Source organism: Hamadaea sp. NPDC051192 (assembly GCF_040682475.1).
GTDB lineage: Bacteria > Actinomycetota > Actinomycetes > Mycobacteriales > Micromonosporaceae > Hamadaea > Hamadaea flava.
On the sequence record NZ_JBFBAZ010000043.1, the window covers coordinates 1 to 18,028 of the forward strand.

14 protein-coding genes, 1 pseudogene and 1 riboswitch are annotated in these 18,028 nt (G+C 71.1%); of the genes and pseudogenes, 8 read left to right on the forward strand and 7 right to left on the reverse strand.

Annotation, left to right across the window (positions count from 1 at the left end; all coding sequences use genetic code 11):
* Positions 1–582, forward strand: a pseudogene (locus tag AB0M47_RS19700) (TCP-1/cpn60 chaperonin family protein); the annotation flags it as partial.
* A gap of 199 nt (positions 583–781) precedes the next feature.
* Complete coding sequence (locus tag AB0M47_RS19705; protein WP_363415432.1) at positions 782–1,048, forward strand: DUF4031 domain-containing protein; 267 nt, start codon at positions 782–784, stop codon at positions 1,046–1,048.
* 31 nt (positions 1,049–1,079) lie between these two features.
* Here AB0M47_RS19705 and AB0M47_RS19710 read toward each other — a convergent pair whose 3' ends face one another.
* On the reverse strand, positions 1,080–1,700 hold the full coding sequence (locus AB0M47_RS19710) for a metal-dependent phosphohydrolase (protein ID WP_363415435.1): 621 nt from the start codon (positions 1,698–1,700) through the stop codon (positions 1,080–1,082).
* A gap of 63 nt (positions 1,701–1,763) precedes the next feature.
* On the opposite strand from AB0M47_RS19710, the gene AB0M47_RS19715 reads away from it, so the two are divergent.
* Complete coding sequence (locus AB0M47_RS19715) at positions 1,764–2,417, forward strand: copper homeostasis protein CutC (protein ID WP_363415438.1); 654 nt, start codon at positions 1,764–1,766, stop codon at positions 2,415–2,417.
* 188 nt (positions 2,418–2,605) lie between these two features.
* Here AB0M47_RS19715 and AB0M47_RS19720 read toward each other — a convergent pair whose 3' ends face one another.
* Positions 2,606–4,006 (reverse strand): sugar porter family MFS transporter, encoded by a 1,401-nt coding sequence (locus AB0M47_RS19720; RefSeq protein ID WP_363415441.1) that lies wholly within the window; start codon positions 4,004–4,006, stop codon positions 2,606–2,608.
* Positions 4,007–4,061: 55 nt separating this feature from the next.
* Complete coding sequence (locus AB0M47_RS19725) at positions 4,062–4,943, reverse strand: GNAT family N-acetyltransferase (protein WP_253758527.1); 882 nt, start codon at positions 4,941–4,943, stop codon at positions 4,062–4,064.
* Between the two features lie 120 nt (positions 4,944–5,063).
* On the opposite strand from AB0M47_RS19725, the gene AB0M47_RS19730 reads away from it, so the two are divergent.
* On the forward strand, positions 5,064–6,449 hold the full coding sequence (locus AB0M47_RS19730; protein WP_363415444.1) for an FAD-linked oxidase C-terminal domain-containing protein: 1,386 nt from the start codon (positions 5,064–5,066) through the stop codon (positions 6,447–6,449).
* Positions 6,450–6,544: 95 nt separating this feature from the next.
* On the opposite strand, the gene AB0M47_RS19735 is transcribed toward AB0M47_RS19730, so the two are convergent.
* On the reverse strand, positions 6,545–8,353 hold the full coding sequence (locus AB0M47_RS19735; RefSeq protein WP_363415447.1) for a glycerol-3-phosphate dehydrogenase/oxidase: 1,809 nt from the start codon (positions 8,351–8,353) through the stop codon (positions 6,545–6,547).
* Between AB0M47_RS19735 and AB0M47_RS19740 the strand changes: the two genes are divergently transcribed.
* The gene (locus AB0M47_RS19740) at positions 8,352–10,769 is read left to right on the forward strand and encodes a S8 family serine peptidase (protein ID WP_363415450.1); all 2,418 of its coding nucleotides are present in this window, start codon (positions 8,352–8,354) and stop codon (positions 10,767–10,769) included. The two genes, AB0M47_RS19735 and AB0M47_RS19740, sit on opposite strands and share 2 nt — an antisense overlap.
* A 108-nt stretch (positions 10,770–10,877) precedes the next feature.
* Here the strand turns inward: AB0M47_RS19740 and AB0M47_RS19745 are convergent, their stop codons facing one another.
* Both AB0M47_RS19745 and AB0M47_RS19750 read right to left on the reverse strand, forming a co-directional pair.
* Positions 10,878–12,017 (reverse strand): FUSC family protein, encoded by a 1,140-nt coding sequence (locus tag AB0M47_RS19745; RefSeq protein WP_363415453.1) that lies wholly within the window; start codon positions 12,015–12,017, stop codon positions 10,878–10,880.
* Positions 12,018–12,132: 115 nt separating this feature from the next.
* Positions 12,133–13,443, reverse strand: a complete 1,311-nt coding sequence (locus AB0M47_RS19750) for an aminotransferase class V-fold PLP-dependent enzyme (RefSeq protein WP_363415456.1) — start codon at positions 13,441–13,443, stop codon at positions 12,133–12,135.
* 52 nt (positions 13,444–13,495) lie between these two features.
* A riboswitch (SAM riboswitch) is annotated at positions 13,496–13,613 on the reverse strand.
* Between the two features lie 34 nt (positions 13,614–13,647).
* Here AB0M47_RS19750 and AB0M47_RS19755 point away from each other — a divergent pair.
* A complete protein-coding gene (locus AB0M47_RS19755; protein ID WP_253758513.1) occupies positions 13,648–15,072 on the forward strand; it encodes a PrsW family intramembrane metalloprotease in 1,425 nt (474 codons plus the stop codon).
* A gap of 1 nt (position 15,073) precedes the next feature.
* Here the strand turns inward: AB0M47_RS19755 and AB0M47_RS19760 are convergent, their stop codons facing one another.
* Positions 15,074–16,345 carry an AI-2E family transporter gene (locus AB0M47_RS19760; protein WP_363415459.1) on the reverse strand — a complete coding sequence of 424 codons (1,272 nt, stop codon included), beginning with the start codon at positions 16,343–16,345 and terminating at the stop codon, positions 15,074–15,076.
* A 161-nt stretch (positions 16,346–16,506) separates the two neighbouring features.
* Between AB0M47_RS19760 and AB0M47_RS19765 the strand changes: the two genes are divergently transcribed.
* On the forward strand, positions 16,507–16,845 hold the full coding sequence (locus AB0M47_RS19765) for a co-chaperone GroES (protein ID WP_363415462.1): 339 nt from the start codon (positions 16,507–16,509) through the stop codon (positions 16,843–16,845).
* Positions 16,846–16,891: 46 nt separating this feature from the next.
* Complete coding sequence (locus AB0M47_RS19770) at positions 16,892–18,028, forward strand: Fic family protein (protein ID WP_363415465.1); 1,137 nt, start codon at positions 16,892–16,894, stop codon at positions 18,026–18,028.

Genomic DNA, 18,028 nt, shown 5'->3' on the forward strand with positions numbered 1-18,028 from the left:
ATCCGCGCCGAGATCGAGTAGTCGGACTCCGACTACGTCCGCGAGTAGCTCCAGGAGCGTCTGGCGAAGCTGGCCGGCGGCGTGGCCGTCATCAAGGTCGGCGCGGCCACCGAGGTCGAACTGAAGGAGCGCAAGCACCGCATCGAGGACGCCGTTCGCAACGCGAAGGCGGCCGTCGAGGAGGGCATCGTCGCCGGCGGTGGCGTCGCCCTCGTGCAGGCCGGCAAGAGCGCGTTCGACAAGCTCGACCTGGCGGGCGACGAGGCGACCGGCGCCAACATCGTCAAGGTGGCGCTCGACGCGCCGCTGCGGCAGATCGCCGTCAACGCCGGCCTCGAGGGCGGCGTCGTGTCGGAGAAGGTCCGCAACCTGGAGACGGGTCACGGCCTGAACGCCGCCACCGGCGAGTACGTCGACATGCTGAAGGCCGGCATCATCGACCCGGCGAAGGTCACCCGGTCCGCGCTGCAGAACGCGGCGTCGATCGCGGCCCTCTTCCTCACCACCGAGGCCGTCGTGGCCGACAAGCCGGAGAAGGCCGCCGCGCCGGCCGCTCCGGGCGGCGGTGACATGGACTTCTGATCGCTTGCGATCAGAAGCAGAAGCGCAGCTAAGCGCTTGCGCTTAGAAGCAGCTCTTCGGGGCGGCCGGGTTTTCCCGGCCGCCCCTTTCCGTGCGGATCACGGTTACGCATGCCAAACCGGCGCGGTGAGGCATGCGCAACCATGATCCGCGCCTAACGGCGGGCCAGCTGCGCGGCCTCGCGGGGGACAATGGTGGCGTGATCTACGTCGACCGGGCCCGGTGGCCCGCCCATGGGCGGTTGTGGGCGCATCTGGTCAGCGACGTCTCGTACGCCGAACTGCACGCCTTCGCCGAGATGATCGGCGCGCCACCGCGCGGCTTCGACCGGGACCACTACGACATCCCGGCGGCCCGGGTGCCCTGGGCGGTCTGGCTCGGCGCTTCCCTCGTGGAGTCGCGCGAGATCGCGGCCCGCCTACGCGCTTCCGGACTCCGTCGGCCGAAGCACCTCAATCGCCGCTGACTCTGCGCGCTGTCACCGCTGACTCCAGTGCTCAAGTGGTCAGGGAAGCCAGTTCGCGGGTGAGGTTGGCCCGCGCCTTCTCCTCCCACGATTCGGCCAACGCCGGGACGCGGAAGAGCGCCGGCAGGTCCAGCAGACTCCGCAACACGGCGGCTCGTCCACTGCGGAACGCGTCGTCGGGAACGTGGGCGTACTCGGCTCGCACTGCGGCGGCGTACTCCAGATAGGACGGCCAGTCCCGGGCCAGGACGGCCAGGTCCGCGTCCGCCAGCAGAGCGCCGTTGCGGTCGCCGGGTTCCACCGTGTGACCGGCCGTCAGGCGTACCAGTCGGGCGACCTCGGCGACGGCGGGACCGGGCAGCTCGCAGCGGCCCAGGACCTCCGCGGACAAGATCGCGCTGGCTTCCTCGTTGCCCGCGGATCGCGGGTCGTAGATCGCGTCGTGCCCCCAAGCCGCCAGCCGGACGAGGTCGGGATCGTCCGCGGAACCCGCGTGCTCGTCGATGACCGTGAGCATGAACCGCAGGTGGTCGATGGTGTGATAGTGCCGGTGCGGTTCCGACCAACGGGTCAGCAACTCGGCGGCGACGGCGTCGTCCGGGCGGCCGCCAGCGGCGATCACGCTTGAGCGGAAGTGTCCGGTCAGGTCCACATCGCGAGCATAGTTCCAACCCCGTTCACCATCCCGTGCGCGCGGTTTGCCATGATCCCAGACGTGACACCCCTGCTCGAGGTCATCGCGCTCAGCCCGGCCGACGCCGAGGCCGCGCAGGCGGGCGGAGCCGACCGGCTCGAGCTCGTCGCGCAGATGTCGGCCGACGGCCTCAGTCCCACGCCCTCGGTCGCGGCTGCGGTCGTCGCCGCCACCGACCTGCCGGTACGCGCGATGCTGCGCACGACAGCGGACTTCGCGGCCGGGCCGGACCTGGTGGGGCTCGCGGACGAATTGCTCGCGACGGGGGTGGCCGGACTGGTCTTCGGGTTCCTCGACGACTCCGGCGAGATCGACGTCGCGACCTGCGAACGGATCGCGGAGCGGCTGCACGGGCGGCCGTGGACGTTCCACCGCGCCATCGACCACGCCCGGAACACCGACCGCGCCTGGGCCGACGTGCTCGACCTGCCGGGCGTCGACGCCGTGCTGACCGCTGGTTCGCCGGTGGGCGTACGCGAAGGCTGGGTGAACCTCGTCAAGCGCGACCCCAGCCGGGTGCTCGCTGGTGGCGGGCTCACCGAGGACGTGGTTCCGGCGTTGCTGGACGCGGGGATCCGGGCGTTCCACGTCGGCAGTACCGCTCGGGAGGACGGCTCGTGGACCTCGCCGGTGTGCCCGGACGCCGTCGGGCGCTGGCGCGCCCTCCTCAGCTAGCCGACTCCGCGCCGCTCCTTGCGCCGCCCCTTGCGCCGCTCCTGGCCCGCTCCTTGCGCCGCTCCTTGCGGGCTGGCCCGCTCCTTGCGGGCTGGATCAGGGTTCCCGGTCGAATCTTGGTCCAAGATTCGACCCAGATCCCTGATCCAGCGGCCGAAGTACCCAGCCCGGACGCGACGCCAGCTGAGCTACATCGACTCCAGGGCGCGGCCCTTCGTCTCCCGGACGGTTCGAAGGACGAAGATGAAGGCGAGCGTCGCGAAGATCGTGTAGACCAGGTACGCGAAGCCGAGGCCGATGTCGGACAGCGCCGGGAAGGTCGAGGAGACCAGCCAGTTGGCGATCCACTGGGCGGCGGCGGCGACCGCGAGCGCGGTGACACGGATCTTGTTGCTGAACATCTCGCCGAGCAGGACCCAGACCACGGGTCCCCAGCTCATGCCGAAGGACACGACGTAGAGGTTGGCCGCGACCAGGGCGATCTTGCCGACCGTCGGGCTCAGCGTGAGGCTGTCGCCGCTGCCGGTCGCCGTACTGAAGGCCCAGGCGAGCGTACCGAGGGTGATCATCATGCCGGCCGCGCCGATGAGCAGTAGCGGCTTGCGCCCGATCTTGTCCACCAGTGCGATCGCGACCAGTGTGGTGACGACGTTCGTGACGCTGGTGATCACCGAGATGACGAACGAGTCGCTCTCGTTGAACCCGACGGCCTGCCACAGCGTGGTCGAGTAGTAGAAGATCACGTTGATGCCGACGAACTGCTGGAACACCGACAGCAGGATGCCGACCCAGACGATCGGGAGCAGCCCGAACCGTGGTCCCCTCAGGTCGCGCAGCTGAACCTTGTCCTGGATGCCGCGCAGGCTGGCCTGGATGTCGCGGATCTGCTGGGCGGTGTTGCCGCCGACGATGCGGTCGAGGACGGTCTTGGCCTCGTCGAGCCGGCCCCGGCGGACGAGATATCGCGGGGACTCCGGAATCTGAAGCGCGAAGATCAGGTACACGATCGCCGGGATGCACTCGGCGGCGAACATCCAGCGCCAGGCGTCACCGCCCCAGCCGATCGGGTTGCCGGCGCCGCCCGCGCTCTTGGCGATGGCGTAGTTCACGAGCTGGGAGGCGAAGATGCCCGTGACGATGGCCAGCTGCTGCAGCGAGCCCAGCCGCCCCCGGATGTCGGGCGGGCTGATCTCGGCGATGTACGCCGGGGCGATGACGCTCGCCGCGCCCACCGCGAGGCCACCCAGGATGCGCCACGCCGTCAGGTCGATCGGGCCGACCGCCAGCGCCGAGCCGACGGAGCCGATGAAGAAGACGATCGCGGCGATCACCATCACCTTGAGCCGGCCGTAGCGGTCGGCGAGGGGACCGGCGTACCAGGCGCCCACCGCCGAGCCCAGCAGGGCCGAGGAGACCACGAAGCCCAGTACCGCCGAGTTCAGGTGGAAGTCTTCCTTGATGGCGTCGACCGCGCCGTTGATGACGGCTGTGTCGTAGCCGAACAGGAATCCGCCGAGCGCCGCCGCCGAGGCGACGAGCAGGACCGCACCGGTGTGGTGGGCGTGCGTACTGGTGGCAGAGGGCTGCATGAGGCCATCCTGCCCGACCCAAAAGCGACGGATGTCCGTTTCGTGAAAATTGGGGTTACAGGTCTTTGCTGTACAGGAAGAAGACTCGCTCGATGTACGCATCCGCTGCCTGGGCGTAGAACGGCACCGGTCCGACCCAGCCGATCTGCGCCCGAGTCACGCCCGCCTTCGCCTGGTCGGCCAGGCAACGCCGGAGCAGCACCGAACCGATCCCCAGCCCCTTGGCGGCCGGCCGGGTGCCCATCGGGCCGAACCAGCCTGGTCGCGTACAACCCCAGGCAGCGAACGCGATCGGCTCGCCGTCTTGCACGGCGATGTGCACCGCCTGCGCGGAGGTGATCTCGGCGGCCCAGTGCCCGCCCCACTCGGCGGCGATGATCGGCCGCAGCCGGGCGACGTCGTTCGCCTCGGCCACGCGTACCTCGACGCCCTGCTCGGCGAGCCGCGCCTCGGCGGCCGAGGTGTCGGCCAGCGCCTTCGACCCCGGTCGCAGCTCGGCGGTCATGTTCCAGGCGGTGCGCTCATGGGCGTACCCGGCCTTGGTGAGCGTGCAGATCGCCGGGGTGTAGCGCACGTCCACGCCCGGGAACGCGTAGTCCGGCGGGTTGCCGGCCACGCGGACGACCTCGCAGCCCAGCTCGCGCAGCCCCTGCTCGGCCTGCGCGATCAGCTCGCTGCCCAGGCCGCGCCGCCGGTGCCCGGGATCGACCGCCAGCAGGTCCAGGTGCCCGACCGTGGGGTCCGCGTGGCTCACCGCGGCGAAGGCCACGCCGATCACGCGCGCCCCGTCGGTCGCCACGAAGCCAGTGGTACGCCGTTCGTCGGTCGGCCGGAGCAGTTCCACGATCTCGCGCGCTTCGGCCGCGTCCTCCGGGAGGAAGCTGCGCGTGAGCAGGTCGACGGTGCCGGGAAGGTGGTCGATGTGGAAGCGCTCCATGATCGCTGAGCGTACTCGGTCAACCTGACTGCACTCCTGGCGGCTCGCGCCAGCGCTCCCTGGCGGGAGCCCTGTTTTCCCCAGGTGTGTGAATGGCGCTCGGCGGTCTACATTCCGGGTGTGGGTGTTGTGGATCAGTTGCGGGCGCTCTTGCCCGCCGATCGGGTGATCACCGATCGGGACCTGGTGGAGATGTACCGGCGGGACGAGGCCGACCTCGTAGCGGACGGCCTGCCTGCCGTGGTGGTGCGGCCGCGGAGCACCGACGAAGTCGTGGCCGTCGTCAAGGCCGCGGCCGAGCACGGGGTGCCGGTGGTGCCGCAGGGCGCCCGGACCGGGCTGGCCGGCGGCGCGAACGCCGTGGACGGCTGCGTCGTGGTGAGCCTGACGCTGATGGACCAGATCCTGGAGATCGACCCGGTCAACCGAATCGCCGTCGTGCAGCCTGGTGTGGTCAACGCCGTCCTCGGCCGGGCCGTACGCGAGAAGGGCCTGCACTACCCGCCGGACCCGGGTTCGTTCGAGTCGTCGACGATCGGTGGCAACGTCGCCACCAACGCGGGCGGCATGTGCTGCGTGAAATACGGCGTCACCACGGGATACGTCATCGGCCTGGAGGTCGTCCTCGCCGACGGGGAGGTGCTGCGCACCGGCCGGCGTACGCCGAAGGGTGTCGCGGGCTATGACCTGACCAGCCTGTTCGTCGGGTCGGAGGGCACGCTCGGGATCGTGACCGAGGTGACGGTGGCTCTGCGCCCCGCGCCGGAGCAGTCGCTGAGCCTGGTCGCCGTCTTCCCCACCACCGCCACCGCCGGCAAGGCGGTCAACGAGATCATGGCGAGCGGTGCCGCCCCGAGCCTGCTGGAGCTGCTGGACAACGTTCATCTGCGCGCCATCGAGGCGTACCGGCCGATGGGGCTGGACCAGGAGGCCGCGGCGATCCTGCTGGCGGCAGCCGACACCGGCGGACGCGCGGCCGCCGACCTCGACCGGATCGCCGAACTGGCGCTGGCGGCGGGGGCGACCGAGGTCTACCGGGCCACCGACGACGAGGAAGCCGCCGCCCTGTTGCAGGCTCGGCGGGCGGCGCACCCGGCGATGGAGCACCTCGCGGCCGGGATGCACGACCGCGGCGGGCTGATCCTGGACGACATCGCGGTGCCCCGGTCCCGGCTAGCCGAGCTGCTCGACGGCATCGCCGAGATCGCTGCCCGCCACGAGATCACCGTCGGGGTGGTCGGCCACGCCGGCGACGGCAACCTGCACCCGAACATCGTGGTGGACCGGGCCGATCCGGCCAGCGTCCAGCGCGGCCACGTCGTCTTCGACGAGATCATGGAGCTGGGCCTGACGTTGGGTGGCACGTGCACCGGTGAACACGGGGTCGGCCTACTCAAGCGTGGCTGGCTGGCGACCGAGGCCGGGCCGGTCAGCATGCGGGTCCAGCAGGCGATCAAGAATGCCCTGGACCCGCGCGGCATCCTCAACCCGGGCAAGATCTTCTAACCCTGCTTCCGCCGCGCTGGATCAGGGTTCCGGGTCGAATCTTGGACCAAGATTCGACCGAGAACCCTGATCCAGCCTAGAAGGGCGGGCAGGGATCAGGAGCGGGTGCGGGCGGCGTCCGCCGAGGCGTCGTCGGGCATCGTCTGCGACCGCCGTTCGGCGTCCACCCGGCGCTCGTACGCCTCGACCTCGGCGCGCGTGGTGGCCTCGTCCCAGCCCAGGACGCCGGCCATGATCCGGGCCGCGTGCGGTGCCGTCTCGACCCCGCGATGCTCGGTCTCGATGCTGATCCGCGTACGCCGAGTCAGCACGTCGTCGAGGTGCAGCGCGCCTTCGGCACCGGCCGCGTACGCCACTTCGACGGCGAGGTATTCGGGCGCGCCCTCCAACGGATCGCCCAGATCGACGGCGGAGTCGATCAAGTGGAGCAGGTCGACGGTCAGCGTCCCGTAGCGTTCCAGCAGGTGTTCGACCGCGCCGACGGTGAGCCGCGACTTCGCCCGCCGGGCGAGTTCGGCCCGCCGACGCCACATCGCCTGATAGCCGTCCGCCCCGAGGAGGGGCAGGTCGTCGGTCGCCGATTCCAGACCGCCTCGCCCGGGCCGCTTCCGGCCCTCCGCCCAGCTCGCCGGATCGAGCGACCGGAGCCGGCGGACGACGTGGTCCACGACGTCGGAGGCCATGACCCGATACGTCGTGAGCTTGCCCCCGGCCACCAGGAACAGCCCGAGCATCGGTTCGACGACGGCGTGCTCCCGGCTGAGCGCCGAGGTGGAGTCCTCCTCGCCGGACAGCAGGGGGCGGAGTCCGGCGTACACGCCTTCGATGTCGTCCCGGCCGATCGGCCGGTCGAGGACCTTGTTCACCTCGCTGAGCAGGTAGTCGATGTCGCGCGCGCTGGCCGCCGGATGTTCCCGGTCGAGCATCCAGTCCGTGTCGGTGGTGCCGATGAGCCAGTGCCCGCCCCACGGGATCACGAACAGCACGCTCGACGCCGTACGCAGAATCAGCCCGACGTCGCCGGTGATGGCCGACCGCGGCACCACCAGGTGGATGCCCTTCGAAGCGCGTACGCGCAGCCCAGGCCGGGCGTCGGGGAGCAGCGCGGTGATGTCGTCGCTCCAGACGCCGGTCGCGGCGACGACGGTCCGGGCCCGGATGGCGAACTCCCGGCCGGTCTCGTCCGTCGCGCGTACCCCGGTGATCTCCCGAGCCTGGCGCGTGAGACCGGTCGCCCGCACCCGGGTGACCACCGCCGCGCCGAGACTCGCGGCCGTACGCGCGAGCGAGATCACGAGCCGCGCGTCGTCCACCTGGCCGTCGAAGTAGCGGATGGCGCCGACCGCGGCCTCCGGCCGCAGGGACGGGAAGAGTTGGTGCGCGCCGCGCTGGGTGAGGTGGCGGTGCAGCGGCATGCCACGGCCGGACGCGCCCTGAAGCCCGGCGGCGAACGCGTCGTAGAGCGCGACCCCGGCGCCGTAGTAGACCCGATTCCAGGCGCGCTTCCACGCTGCGTCACCCGGGAGGGGGACCAAGAACGGCACCGGCCGGACGAGATGCGGCGCGAGCCGGGTGGCGAGCAGCCCGCGTTCCCGCAACGCCTCATGGACGAGGTGGAACTCCAGTTGCTCCAGATAGCGCAGCCCGCCGTGGACGAGCTTGCTCGACCGTGACGACGTGCCGCTGGCCAAGTCGTTCGCCTCGATCAAGGCGACGGACAAGCCACGGGAGGCGGCATCGAGCGCGGCCCCTGCGCCGGTCACGCCGCCCCCGATGACCAGCACGTCGAACTCTTCCTCGGCGAGCCGGCGCAGATCGGTGACGCGGCGTGCGGGCGACAGGGTGCCGGCGGTGTTCCGGGAGACCTGACGGTCGCGCACACCTGCACGATACTGTGCGATCATGGCCGATCAGCCGCCTTCCGCGCAGTGGCATACGCCACCTGGCCCGCCGGCCCCGCCCGCTCCGGCGACGACGTCGAGCACCGGTGCGATCGTCGCGGCCGCATTCGTGGGCGTCGGTCTCGTCGCGCTCGCCCTGTTCTGGCAGGCCGCGGGCTGGTTGGCCGATCAGGTCTTCCTCCAGCTCGACGTGCCGCAGCCGTGGTGGATCTGGGTCGTCGTGGCCCTCGTGCTCGGCCTCCTCGCCGGGGTGCCGTCGCTACTGCTCGCTCTGATTCCTCGGTCGCCCGCAGTCCGCGAGACCGGCCGCGCCTGGCTGATCGCGACCGGAGTCGCCGTGCTCGGCGGAATCCTGCGGGTGGTGCCCGATCCGCAGAACGAGGCGTACTTGTTCGTGCTGGCGGTCGCGCTGGGGGTCGCGGCCTTCTTCCTGCGTCGCCGGCCCCGCACCGCCAGCAGCGTCGGGCTCGCCGTCGTCGCCGGACTCGTCGCGCTGATGCCGTGGCTGGTCCTGGGCTCCCTCGGCGGCGCCTTGGAGACCCTTCTCGCGGTGCTCGCGGCCGCGTCCGCGGGCTGGCTCGCCTCGTCCACCTTGGACGGCCGCTTCTGGACGGCGTTCGGCGCTAGCGCCGGATCCCCCGTTGGCGCTGGATCAGGGTTCCCGGTCGAATCTTTCCCCAAGATTCGACCGCAAACCGTGATCCAGCTGGAAAGCGGCGGCCGGGCTCGGCGGGTGGTCGTCGGCGGACTGGTGGCCGGCGTCGCGTTCGCGCTGCTCGCGGCCGGTCTGGGTGCGTCCGGCGCGCAGCTCGCGGCCATGTTCGTGCTGCCGCCGCTCGGCTTCGCCGCCGCCGCGCTCGCCTCTTCGCGTACCACGGGCTGGCTCGTCGGCATCGCCGCGCTCGGCCCGCTCGCCTTCGTCGACCCCGACGAGATCAGCCTCTTCCTGCTCGGCCGCGACATTCCCTTCTGGACCCTCGTCGCGACCGGCGTCTCCCTCGCGGTGGGGCTGGTGCTCGCGCTGGTCTACGGCCTCGCGGTCCGCAAAAACCCGCACAAGGCCGTCGCCTGGTCACTCGCCGCGCTGGTCGTCCTCGCATCGATCAGCTTGTACGCCGTGAGCGGTCAACCGGGTCTGCACGGTGAGCGGCTGTTCGTGGTGATGAAGGAGCAGGCGTCGCTGGCCGGGCTCCCGACGACGACCGGGCCCGGCAGCGGGCGGGACGCCCGGGTGGCCGCCGTCTACCAGCGGCTGGTGCAGCAGGCCGACCGTACGCAGGCCGACCTGCGTAAGCAGCTCGACCGCTGGCACCTGTCTTACCAGCCGTACTACCTGGTCAACGGCATCCAGGTGGACGGCGGCCCGCTCGTACGCCAGTGGCTGTCCGCGCGCGACGACGTGGATCGCGTACTACTCGATCCGGTGCTGCGCCCGTTGCCGTCGGAGATCGAGACCCACCACGGGCCGTTGACCTCGCCCGGCACGGACCACTGGAACATCGACATGGTCGGCGCGCCGACCGCGTGGGCGCAGGGGGTCACCGGCTCCGGCATCGTCGTCGGCTCCTCGGACTCCGGCGCGGACGGTACGCATCCCGCGCTGGCCGCGAACTTCCGCGGCGGCCCCGACTCCTGGTACGACCCGTGGAACGGGACGACCCAGCCGACCGACCACAACGGCCACGGTACGCACACGCTCGCGACCGCGGTCGGCCACGAAGGCGTGGGCGTCGCACCTGGCGCGCAGTGGATCGGCTGCGTCAACCTCGCCCGGAACATGGGCAGCCCGTCCTACTACCTGGATTGCCTCCAGTTCATGCTGGCGCCGTTCCCCACCGGTGGGAACCCGTTCACCGACGGGCACCCGGACCGGGCCCCGAACATCCTCACCAACTCGTGGGGCTGCCCCGAAGTCGAGGGCTGCGACCCGGCCTCGCTGCGGCCCGCGATCGACGCGCTGGCCGCCGCTGGAATCGCGGTCGTCGTCGCGGCCGGCAACAGTGGACCGCGCTGCGGCAGCATCACCGACCCGCCCGCCACGTACGCCTCAGCGATCACCGTCGCCGCGGTGAACAGCAACGGTGCCGTCACCGACTTCTCCAGCCGGGGTTCGTCCGACACGCCGGGCAAGCCCGACATCGCCGCGCCCGGCGAACAGGTGCTCTCGGCGATGCCAGGCGGCACCTACGAGAAGGCGGACGGCACCTCGATGGCCACCCCGCACGTCGCGGGCGTGATCGCCCTGCTGTGGTCGAAGGAGCCCGCGCTGATCGGCGACCTCACCGCCACCCGCCAACGCCTCACCACCTCAGCCCGCCCCGCCACCACCCCCACCTCCTCGGACTCCTCCGCCTGCGCCCGCTCCGCCTATACCGTCGGTGCCGGCATCGCCCACGTCCCACCCACCCCTTCCCGTTGATCATGGAGTTAACTGTGGTGTCGCCGGTGTGTCACAGCCGGAAACTCCATGATCAACGCCTCGCATCCGGCGGAAGTCGGGTGGCGCCGCAGGAGCGGGCGGAGGAGGTCAGGTCAGTTGGGTGAAGTGTTTCGGGGCGGGTGGGGGTGGCTTCGAACTCGCCTTGCCGACCGCTCGGCGTACGTCTCGTTCGGCTTCCCGCGACTCCATCCCGCCCGCGCGGAGGAGGTCGGTCGCCATCGACCGCACCTGGGCCACGATGACGCTCCCGGAGAACCCCAACCCGCTCAGGTACGCGTCCGACGCGTTGCGTACCGATCGGACGGCGGCTTCCCGGCTGGCGTCGGGCGGCAGCTCTTCGGCGTACTCGCGGTGCACCCAGCGGATGGTGTCGGCGAGTGAGCGGAGCGAGGAGACGAGGGCGGTCGGGACTGGTTCTTCGTCGCGGATGACCGAGACGCTTCGGCGGATCAGGACCCGGGAGTTCCGCAGGCAGCGCGCGATGTGGTCCTGCCCGTCGACGTACTGGGCCAGCGCGCCGCGTTTGCCCCAGCGGATCGGGGAGAGGGTGGCGATCTCGCTGGCCGCCGTGAGCGCCTCCTCGAACGCGGTGAGGTGCTTCTCCGCCTCGCGGAGATCGGTCAGCGCCTCCTCGGCCTTGCTCCGGTCCCGGTGTTCCAGCGCCTCCGCGGTCAGGCGTACGCCGTCGGCCAGGTCGTCGAGCAGCGGCCCGGCGGCCCGGGAGACCACGGTCAGCGGGTTCTGGGGCAGGACCAGGGCCATCACCGCCAGGCCCACGCTGCCGCCCACGATCGCGTCGACGAAGCGGCTGAACAGGTACTCGTCGTTGGTCGGGATGACCGCGACGACCAGGACGGCGCCGGCGGCGGACTGCATCACGAGCGACGGCCCACCTCCGGCGAAGATCGCGACCAGGATCGCGAGCACGACGACCAGCGATATCTGCCAGGCGCCTCGGCCGATCACGAGGATCAGCGCCTCACCGAGGAGGATGCCGAAGGCGTTGCCGAGGACGATCTCGACCGCCCGGCGCATCCGCTGCCCGATCGAGACCGCGAGCGTCGCCACGGCGGAGATCGGCGCGAAGTACGGCTGCGGATGGTGCATCAGGTTGTACGCGATGAACCAGGCGAAGCCGGCCGCGACGGCGGCCTGCACAGCGATGCCGAGGCTGCCCCGCGCGCGCTGGATTCGGCGCTGCAGGGTGGCCTTGAACGCGACCTCCACGTCCGAACGCTACCTGTGACCAGCCCTTCGGCAGGCCGGAATCGCATTGATCATGGGGTTGGCGGCCCCGACACACCGTCGAGACCACGGTTAACCCCATGATCAACGAAGAAGGTCAGGCAGCGCAGGCGGAGGGTGGGGTGGGGATGGCGGGCGGGGCGGTGGCGACGACGGCTGCGAGCGCGGTCAGGAACGCGTCCACGTCCGCCTCGGTGGTGCCGAGGCCGATCGACGCACGCAGCGCGGTCGCCGGGGCGTACGCCCAACCGGCGCGCTGGGCGGCCTCGCCGAGCAGACGGCGGGCCAGCGGATGCGCGCAGAACAGCCCATCGCGTACGCCGATGTCCCGGCGGGCCAGCCCGGCGGCGATCTCGGCGGACTCCCGGCCGGCGACGGCGAACGAGACGATCCCGACGCGGGGCGCGTCCTCGGCGAAGACACGCAGCTCGGCGACCCCGTCGAGGGCGGCCAGCCCGGTACGCAGTCGCCGCAGCAGGGCCTGCTCGCGGTCGGCCAGCGCCACCCGGTCGGCGGCTTCGAGTGCGTCGCACACGGCCGCGAGCGCGACCGCGCCGAGCAGGTTCGGCGTACCCGCCTCGTGCCGGGCCGGGCCGGTCGCCCAGTGGACGTCGTGGGTGGCGTCGCCGACCTTGGCGCTCGCACCCCCGCCCGCGAGGTACGGCGTCGCCGCGTCCAGCCAGTCCGACCTGCCGACCAGGACGCCCGCCCCGAACGGCGCGTACAGCTTGTGGCCGGACAGGGCCAGATAATCCGCGCCGAGGGTGGCGAGGTCGACCGGGTGGTGCGGGGCGAGCTGGGCGGCGTCGACCGCCACGCGAGCGCCGTGCCGCCGCGCGACCAGGGACAGCTCCCGGATCGGCCACAACTCCCCGGTCACGTTCGTCGCGGCGGTGACGCTGACGAGCAGCGGCGTCGTCGGCTCGCCCAGGACCGTGCCACGCCGCAGCTCGCGGAGGGCCGAGTCCAGCGACCGGACCGCCTCGCCGGGCGACGCCGGCACCGGCAGGCGTACGCACTCCTTCCAGGGCAGCAGGTTCGCGTGGTGCTCGCCGGCGAAGGTCACGACGAGGGTCTCGGCCGGAATGACGTGCGCGAGCAGGTTCAGCGCGTCCGTCGTGTTGCGAGTGAAGATGACGTAGTCGTCCGCGCGCGCCCCGACGAAGTCACCCACCGTCTGGCGAGCGCGCTCATAGGCCAGGGTGCAGCGCTGGGACAAGGCTCCCGCGCCCCGGTGCACACTCGCGTACCAGGGCAGAATCTCGTTCACCGCGTCGCTCGCCGCCCGCGCGCACGGCGCGGTCGCGGCATAGTCCAGATTGATCTGACCTGGTACGCCGAGAACAGCGGGCTCGGCGACGGGGACGAGGTCGGTGACCTGACAGGGAGCCTCGAGTACAGCGGTCATGGCAGTGCCCTCCCGGGGGTCCAGGGACCCCGGGTGCTCGACCAGGGAACGGGGTCCGCGCTTGCCTCGCGCGCTCATCGAGCGAGGCCCGGTCATCACCCGGGGCACCCCACCGCAGATAGGAGGGTTGCCGGACGGCTAGCCGGGGCTGTACACCGTCACTCGTGACCTGATCCACACCCTAGCGTGGGTAAGCTGCGTTGCATGTCCGAGTTCCCGCCGAGTGGGATACCCCACAGCGAACCGACACCCGCCCCGGCCCAGCCCGTGGGATGGCCCGCACCGGGTGGTCTGCCGCCCGCGCCGCTGCGCCCGAGCGGGTGGCAACGCTGGAAGCGACCGGTGACCCTCGGCGGCGTCATCGTCTTCTTCGCGGCCGCCTCGATCGCGATGCTCGTCTTCCTCGGCTTCAACATGGGCGTCCAGGCCCTGCTGGTCGGGTTGGCGGCGGCCATCGTGCCGGTGCCGATCCTGGTCTTCTGCTTCCTCTGGCTCGACCGCTACGAGCCGGAGCCGACCTGGGCGCTGGTGGTCTGCTTCGCGTGGGGCGCGGTGATCGCGACCGGCATCGCGTTGATCGTGAACACCTGGAGCTCCAAGATCTTCGAGCAGAACGGGATCTCCGACGGCATCGTGGCGGTGGTCGTCGCGCCGTTCATCGAGGAGCTGAGCAAGGCGGCCGCCCCGTTGCTGCTGCTCTTGCTGCGCCGTAAGGAGATCTCCGGGATCACCGACGGCATCGTCTACTGCGGACTGTCTGCGACCGGCTTCGCGATGACGGAGAACATCCTCTACCTCGGCGGCCACGCGTACGCCGCGGGCAGCGAGGAGTACGGCGTCAACACCGGGCTGCAGATGCTCTTCGCGACCTTCCTGGTCCGGGTGCTCTTCTCGGCGTTCGCCCATCCGCTGTTCACCTCGATGACCGGCGTCGGGATCGGCATCGCCGCGCGTACGGCGAGCCCGGTCGTGCGCTGGCTGGCGCCGGTCGCCGGTCTCCTCGTCGCCATGATGCTGCACGGCACGTGGAACCTGATCCCCACGATCGCCGCCGCCACCGGGCAGACCATCCTCGTCCTCTACGGCTACTTCGCCCTGGAGATGCCGATCTTCCTGGCCATGGTGGCGTTCGCCCTCTGGCTGCGCTCGCACGAGGGCCGGATCACCGTACGCGCGCTGCCGGCGTACGTGCGAGCCGGCTGGTTCAGCCCGCCCGAGGTCGCCGCGCTAGCCTCGCTCAGCCGCCGGCACGCCGCCCGGACGTGGGCCAAACGGGTCGCGGGCGACCCCGGCCGCAAGGCGATGACCGCGTTCCAGTTCGCCGCCACCCGGCTGGCCCTGGTCCGCGACGGCATCGAGCGCGGCTTGAACCGTACGCCCGAACAGCAGGCCAAGGCGCGGGACGAGGAGCGGTCGCTCCTCGAACAGATCACGGCGGCCCGCGAGGTGTACGTCGGGCGCGACCCGCAGACGCCACCCGCCCGGTGGACGGGTACGGCGTACGAGTTGAGCTTCCCGGACGGCGAGACGCGAACCGTGTCGCCGCCCCCGGAGCCGGTGGTGCCGATCCCCGTGCTCATGCCCCCGCCGCCGGCGCCCACCTGGGGCTATCCCGGCTGGCGGAGGTGAGTCAGGCGGTGGCCGTGCTCGCGGCCTCCCGCTGAGCCGACTCCTCGCGGAGCTTGGCCTCGATCTGCTTGCGCCGGCCGATCATCGCCCGGATGCCGGTGTTGAACATGGCGACCAGCGGCACCGCGATGAGCGCGCCGATGATCCCGGCGATGGCCAGGCCGCCGGCGATCGCCGCGATGACGGCGAGCGGGTGGATGGCGACCGCCTTGCCCATGATCAGCGGCTGGAGGACGTGCCCCTCCAACTGCTGTACGCCGATCACGACGGCCAGCACGATGAGCGCCGTGACCCAGCCATTGGTCACCCCGGCGACCAGAACCGCGACCGCGCCGGACACGGTGGCGCCGATGATCGGGATGAAGGCGAACAGGAAGACCAGGGCAGCTAGCGGGAGCGCGAGCGGCACCTTCAGGATCCAGAGGCCGACGCCGATGCCGATGGCGTCGATGAAGGCGACCAGGACGGTGGCGCGCACATAGGAGACCAGCGTGTGCCACGCGGCGCGGCCAGAGTAGTCGATCGCCTCGCGGGTCGCCGGCGGCAGTACGCCGACGAAGAAGCGCCAGATGATGTTGCCGTCCCGCAGGAAGAAGAAGAGCGAGAAGAGCACCAGGAACAGGCCGGTCAGCACGTCGGCGGTGGTGGACGCGGTCGCGAGCGCGCTGCTGGTGAGCTTGTCGCGGTTCTCCGTGACCCACTTCTGAATCTGGTCGCCGAACGCCGTGAGCTGCTCGTTGGTCAACCCGAGCGGGCCGGACTTGAGCCACTCCCGGATGCCCTCGACGCCCTTGGCCGCGTTGTCGGCGACCTGCGGGACGTTGTCGACGAACTGCGTGATGACGATGGTGAGCACACCGGCGACCGCCCCGATGCCGAGCAGCACCACGATCGCCGTGGCGAGGGAACGGGGCAGGAACCGGGAGAGCACCCCGACGAACGAGCCCAGGAGCGCGCTGAGCAACAACGCGATCACCAGCGGGATGATCACGTGCGAGAGGGTGTTCACCAGCTTCAGCGCGAAGTAGACGATGATGCCGAGGATCAGCACGCGCCAGCCCCAGGCGGCGGCGACGCGCAGGCCGACGGGCACCTCCACGTCGTCACGGCTGGAGGTGCTGCTGTGCACTACTTCTGGGGTCTTCGGTGAGGGGTCGGCCACGGGATCCTCCTCGGCCTGCTCGTCGTGCTGGGCGCGGCGGGCGCGCACGCCGGCGCGCCCAGCCTGGTAGGCCCTCTTGATGTTGGCCCGGGCCTGCTCGAACCGCCCCAACGCACACCTCCTGCCACCTGTCTGAGCACGTTGGCCGGTCTTACCGTATCCGGCGGGGGCACCCCGGGCATCCGGGTATACACCCATCTCGCCTTCAGGGGCCTCCGACGCGATGCCGTCGGGCACCGGTCCGGATCCGGCGTCGGGTAGCGTGCCTGACCGTGACCGCAGCAAGTCAGCCCGACTCCGGCCTCCCCATTCGCCTCCTGCTGGACCGGGTTCTGGTCCGTCTCGAAACCGGTGACGGCGAGCGGCTCTCGGCCGCCGGCATCGTGATCCCCGCTACCGCGTCGGTCGCGCACCGGCTCGCCTGGGCGACCGCCGTCGCGGTCGGCCCCAACGTCCGCTCGATCGTGACCGGCGACCGCGTCCTGTTCGACCCGGACGACCGCTCCGAGGTCGAGCTCCACGGCCGGGACTACATCCTGCTCCGGGAGCGCGACGTCCACGCCGTGGCGGCGACCCGGATCGAGGAGAACGGCACCGGCCTCTACCTCTGACGCCCGCCCTTCCCCGGTTATGCTACTACTCCTGTAGCATTGAAGCATGCTGTACGCCATGCCCGCGCTGGACGCCGACGACCGCCGAGTCCTCGGCGAACTCGACGCGATGCGCGCCGACCTCCAGCTGCACCTCCGGGAGAAGCCCCGGTGGGAGGGCCAGCTGCGCCGAAGCCTGTTCGCCGCGGCCATCCAGGGCTCCAACACGATCGAGCGAATCACGATCAGTGACTCCGACGCTCGGGCGCTGGTCGAGCATGCGCCGATGTCGGCCGACGCGAGCGAGCAGACCCAGCAGGCGGTCATCGGCTACCGGGACGCGATGAGCTACGTGCAGCAGGTTCCGACGCTCCCGTTCTTCGCGTACTCCGAGACGCTGCTGTCGACGCTGCACTTCATGATCACGAAGTACCAGCCCGCGAAGTGGCCGGGGCGGTATCGGGCCGGCGGCATCTACGTCACCAGCGCGGACCCGCTGGAGCCCGCGTACACCGGGCCGGACGCCGATCGCGTGCCCGGGCTCATGGACGAGCTGGTCGGCTGGCTGCGCGAGGGCGACCTGGGCGCGCCGGCCTATGCGCGCGCCGCCATGGCCCACTTGAACCTGGTCTGCGTCCACCCTTGGCGAGACGGCAACGGCCGCATGGCGCGAGCGCTGCACACCCTGGTGCTCACGCGGGCGGGCGAACTCGCCGCCGAGTTCTCGTCGATCGAGGAGTGGCTCGGCGAACAGGTCCACACCGTCCAGTACTACGAAGCACTGCGTACGACGCAGGACGGCACCTTCCAGCCGGAGCGCGACGCCCACACCTGGCTGCGCTTCGTCTTGAGCGCGCACCACCGGCAGGCGCAGCGCGTCCAGCGGCGCTACCAGTGGACGGTGAAGGTCTGGGAGGACATGGCGCAGCTCGCCGGCCAGCACGGACTGCCCGAGCGCGTGGTCTCCGCGCTGTACGCCGCGGCCGTCGGCGAGCTTCGGCGTACGACCTATCAGCAGGACGAGGACCTCAGCCGTGACCAGGCCATCCGCGACATTCAGGCGTTGAGCCGGATCGGCCTGCTGCGCTCACGCGGGAACGCGACGACTCGGGTCTACCTTGTGGACGGTCCGGCGGCGGAGGCGGTGGAGGCGGCGACCGCTGCGGTTCGCGCTCCCGGCCGCGACCCCTACCTCCAGCGGTAG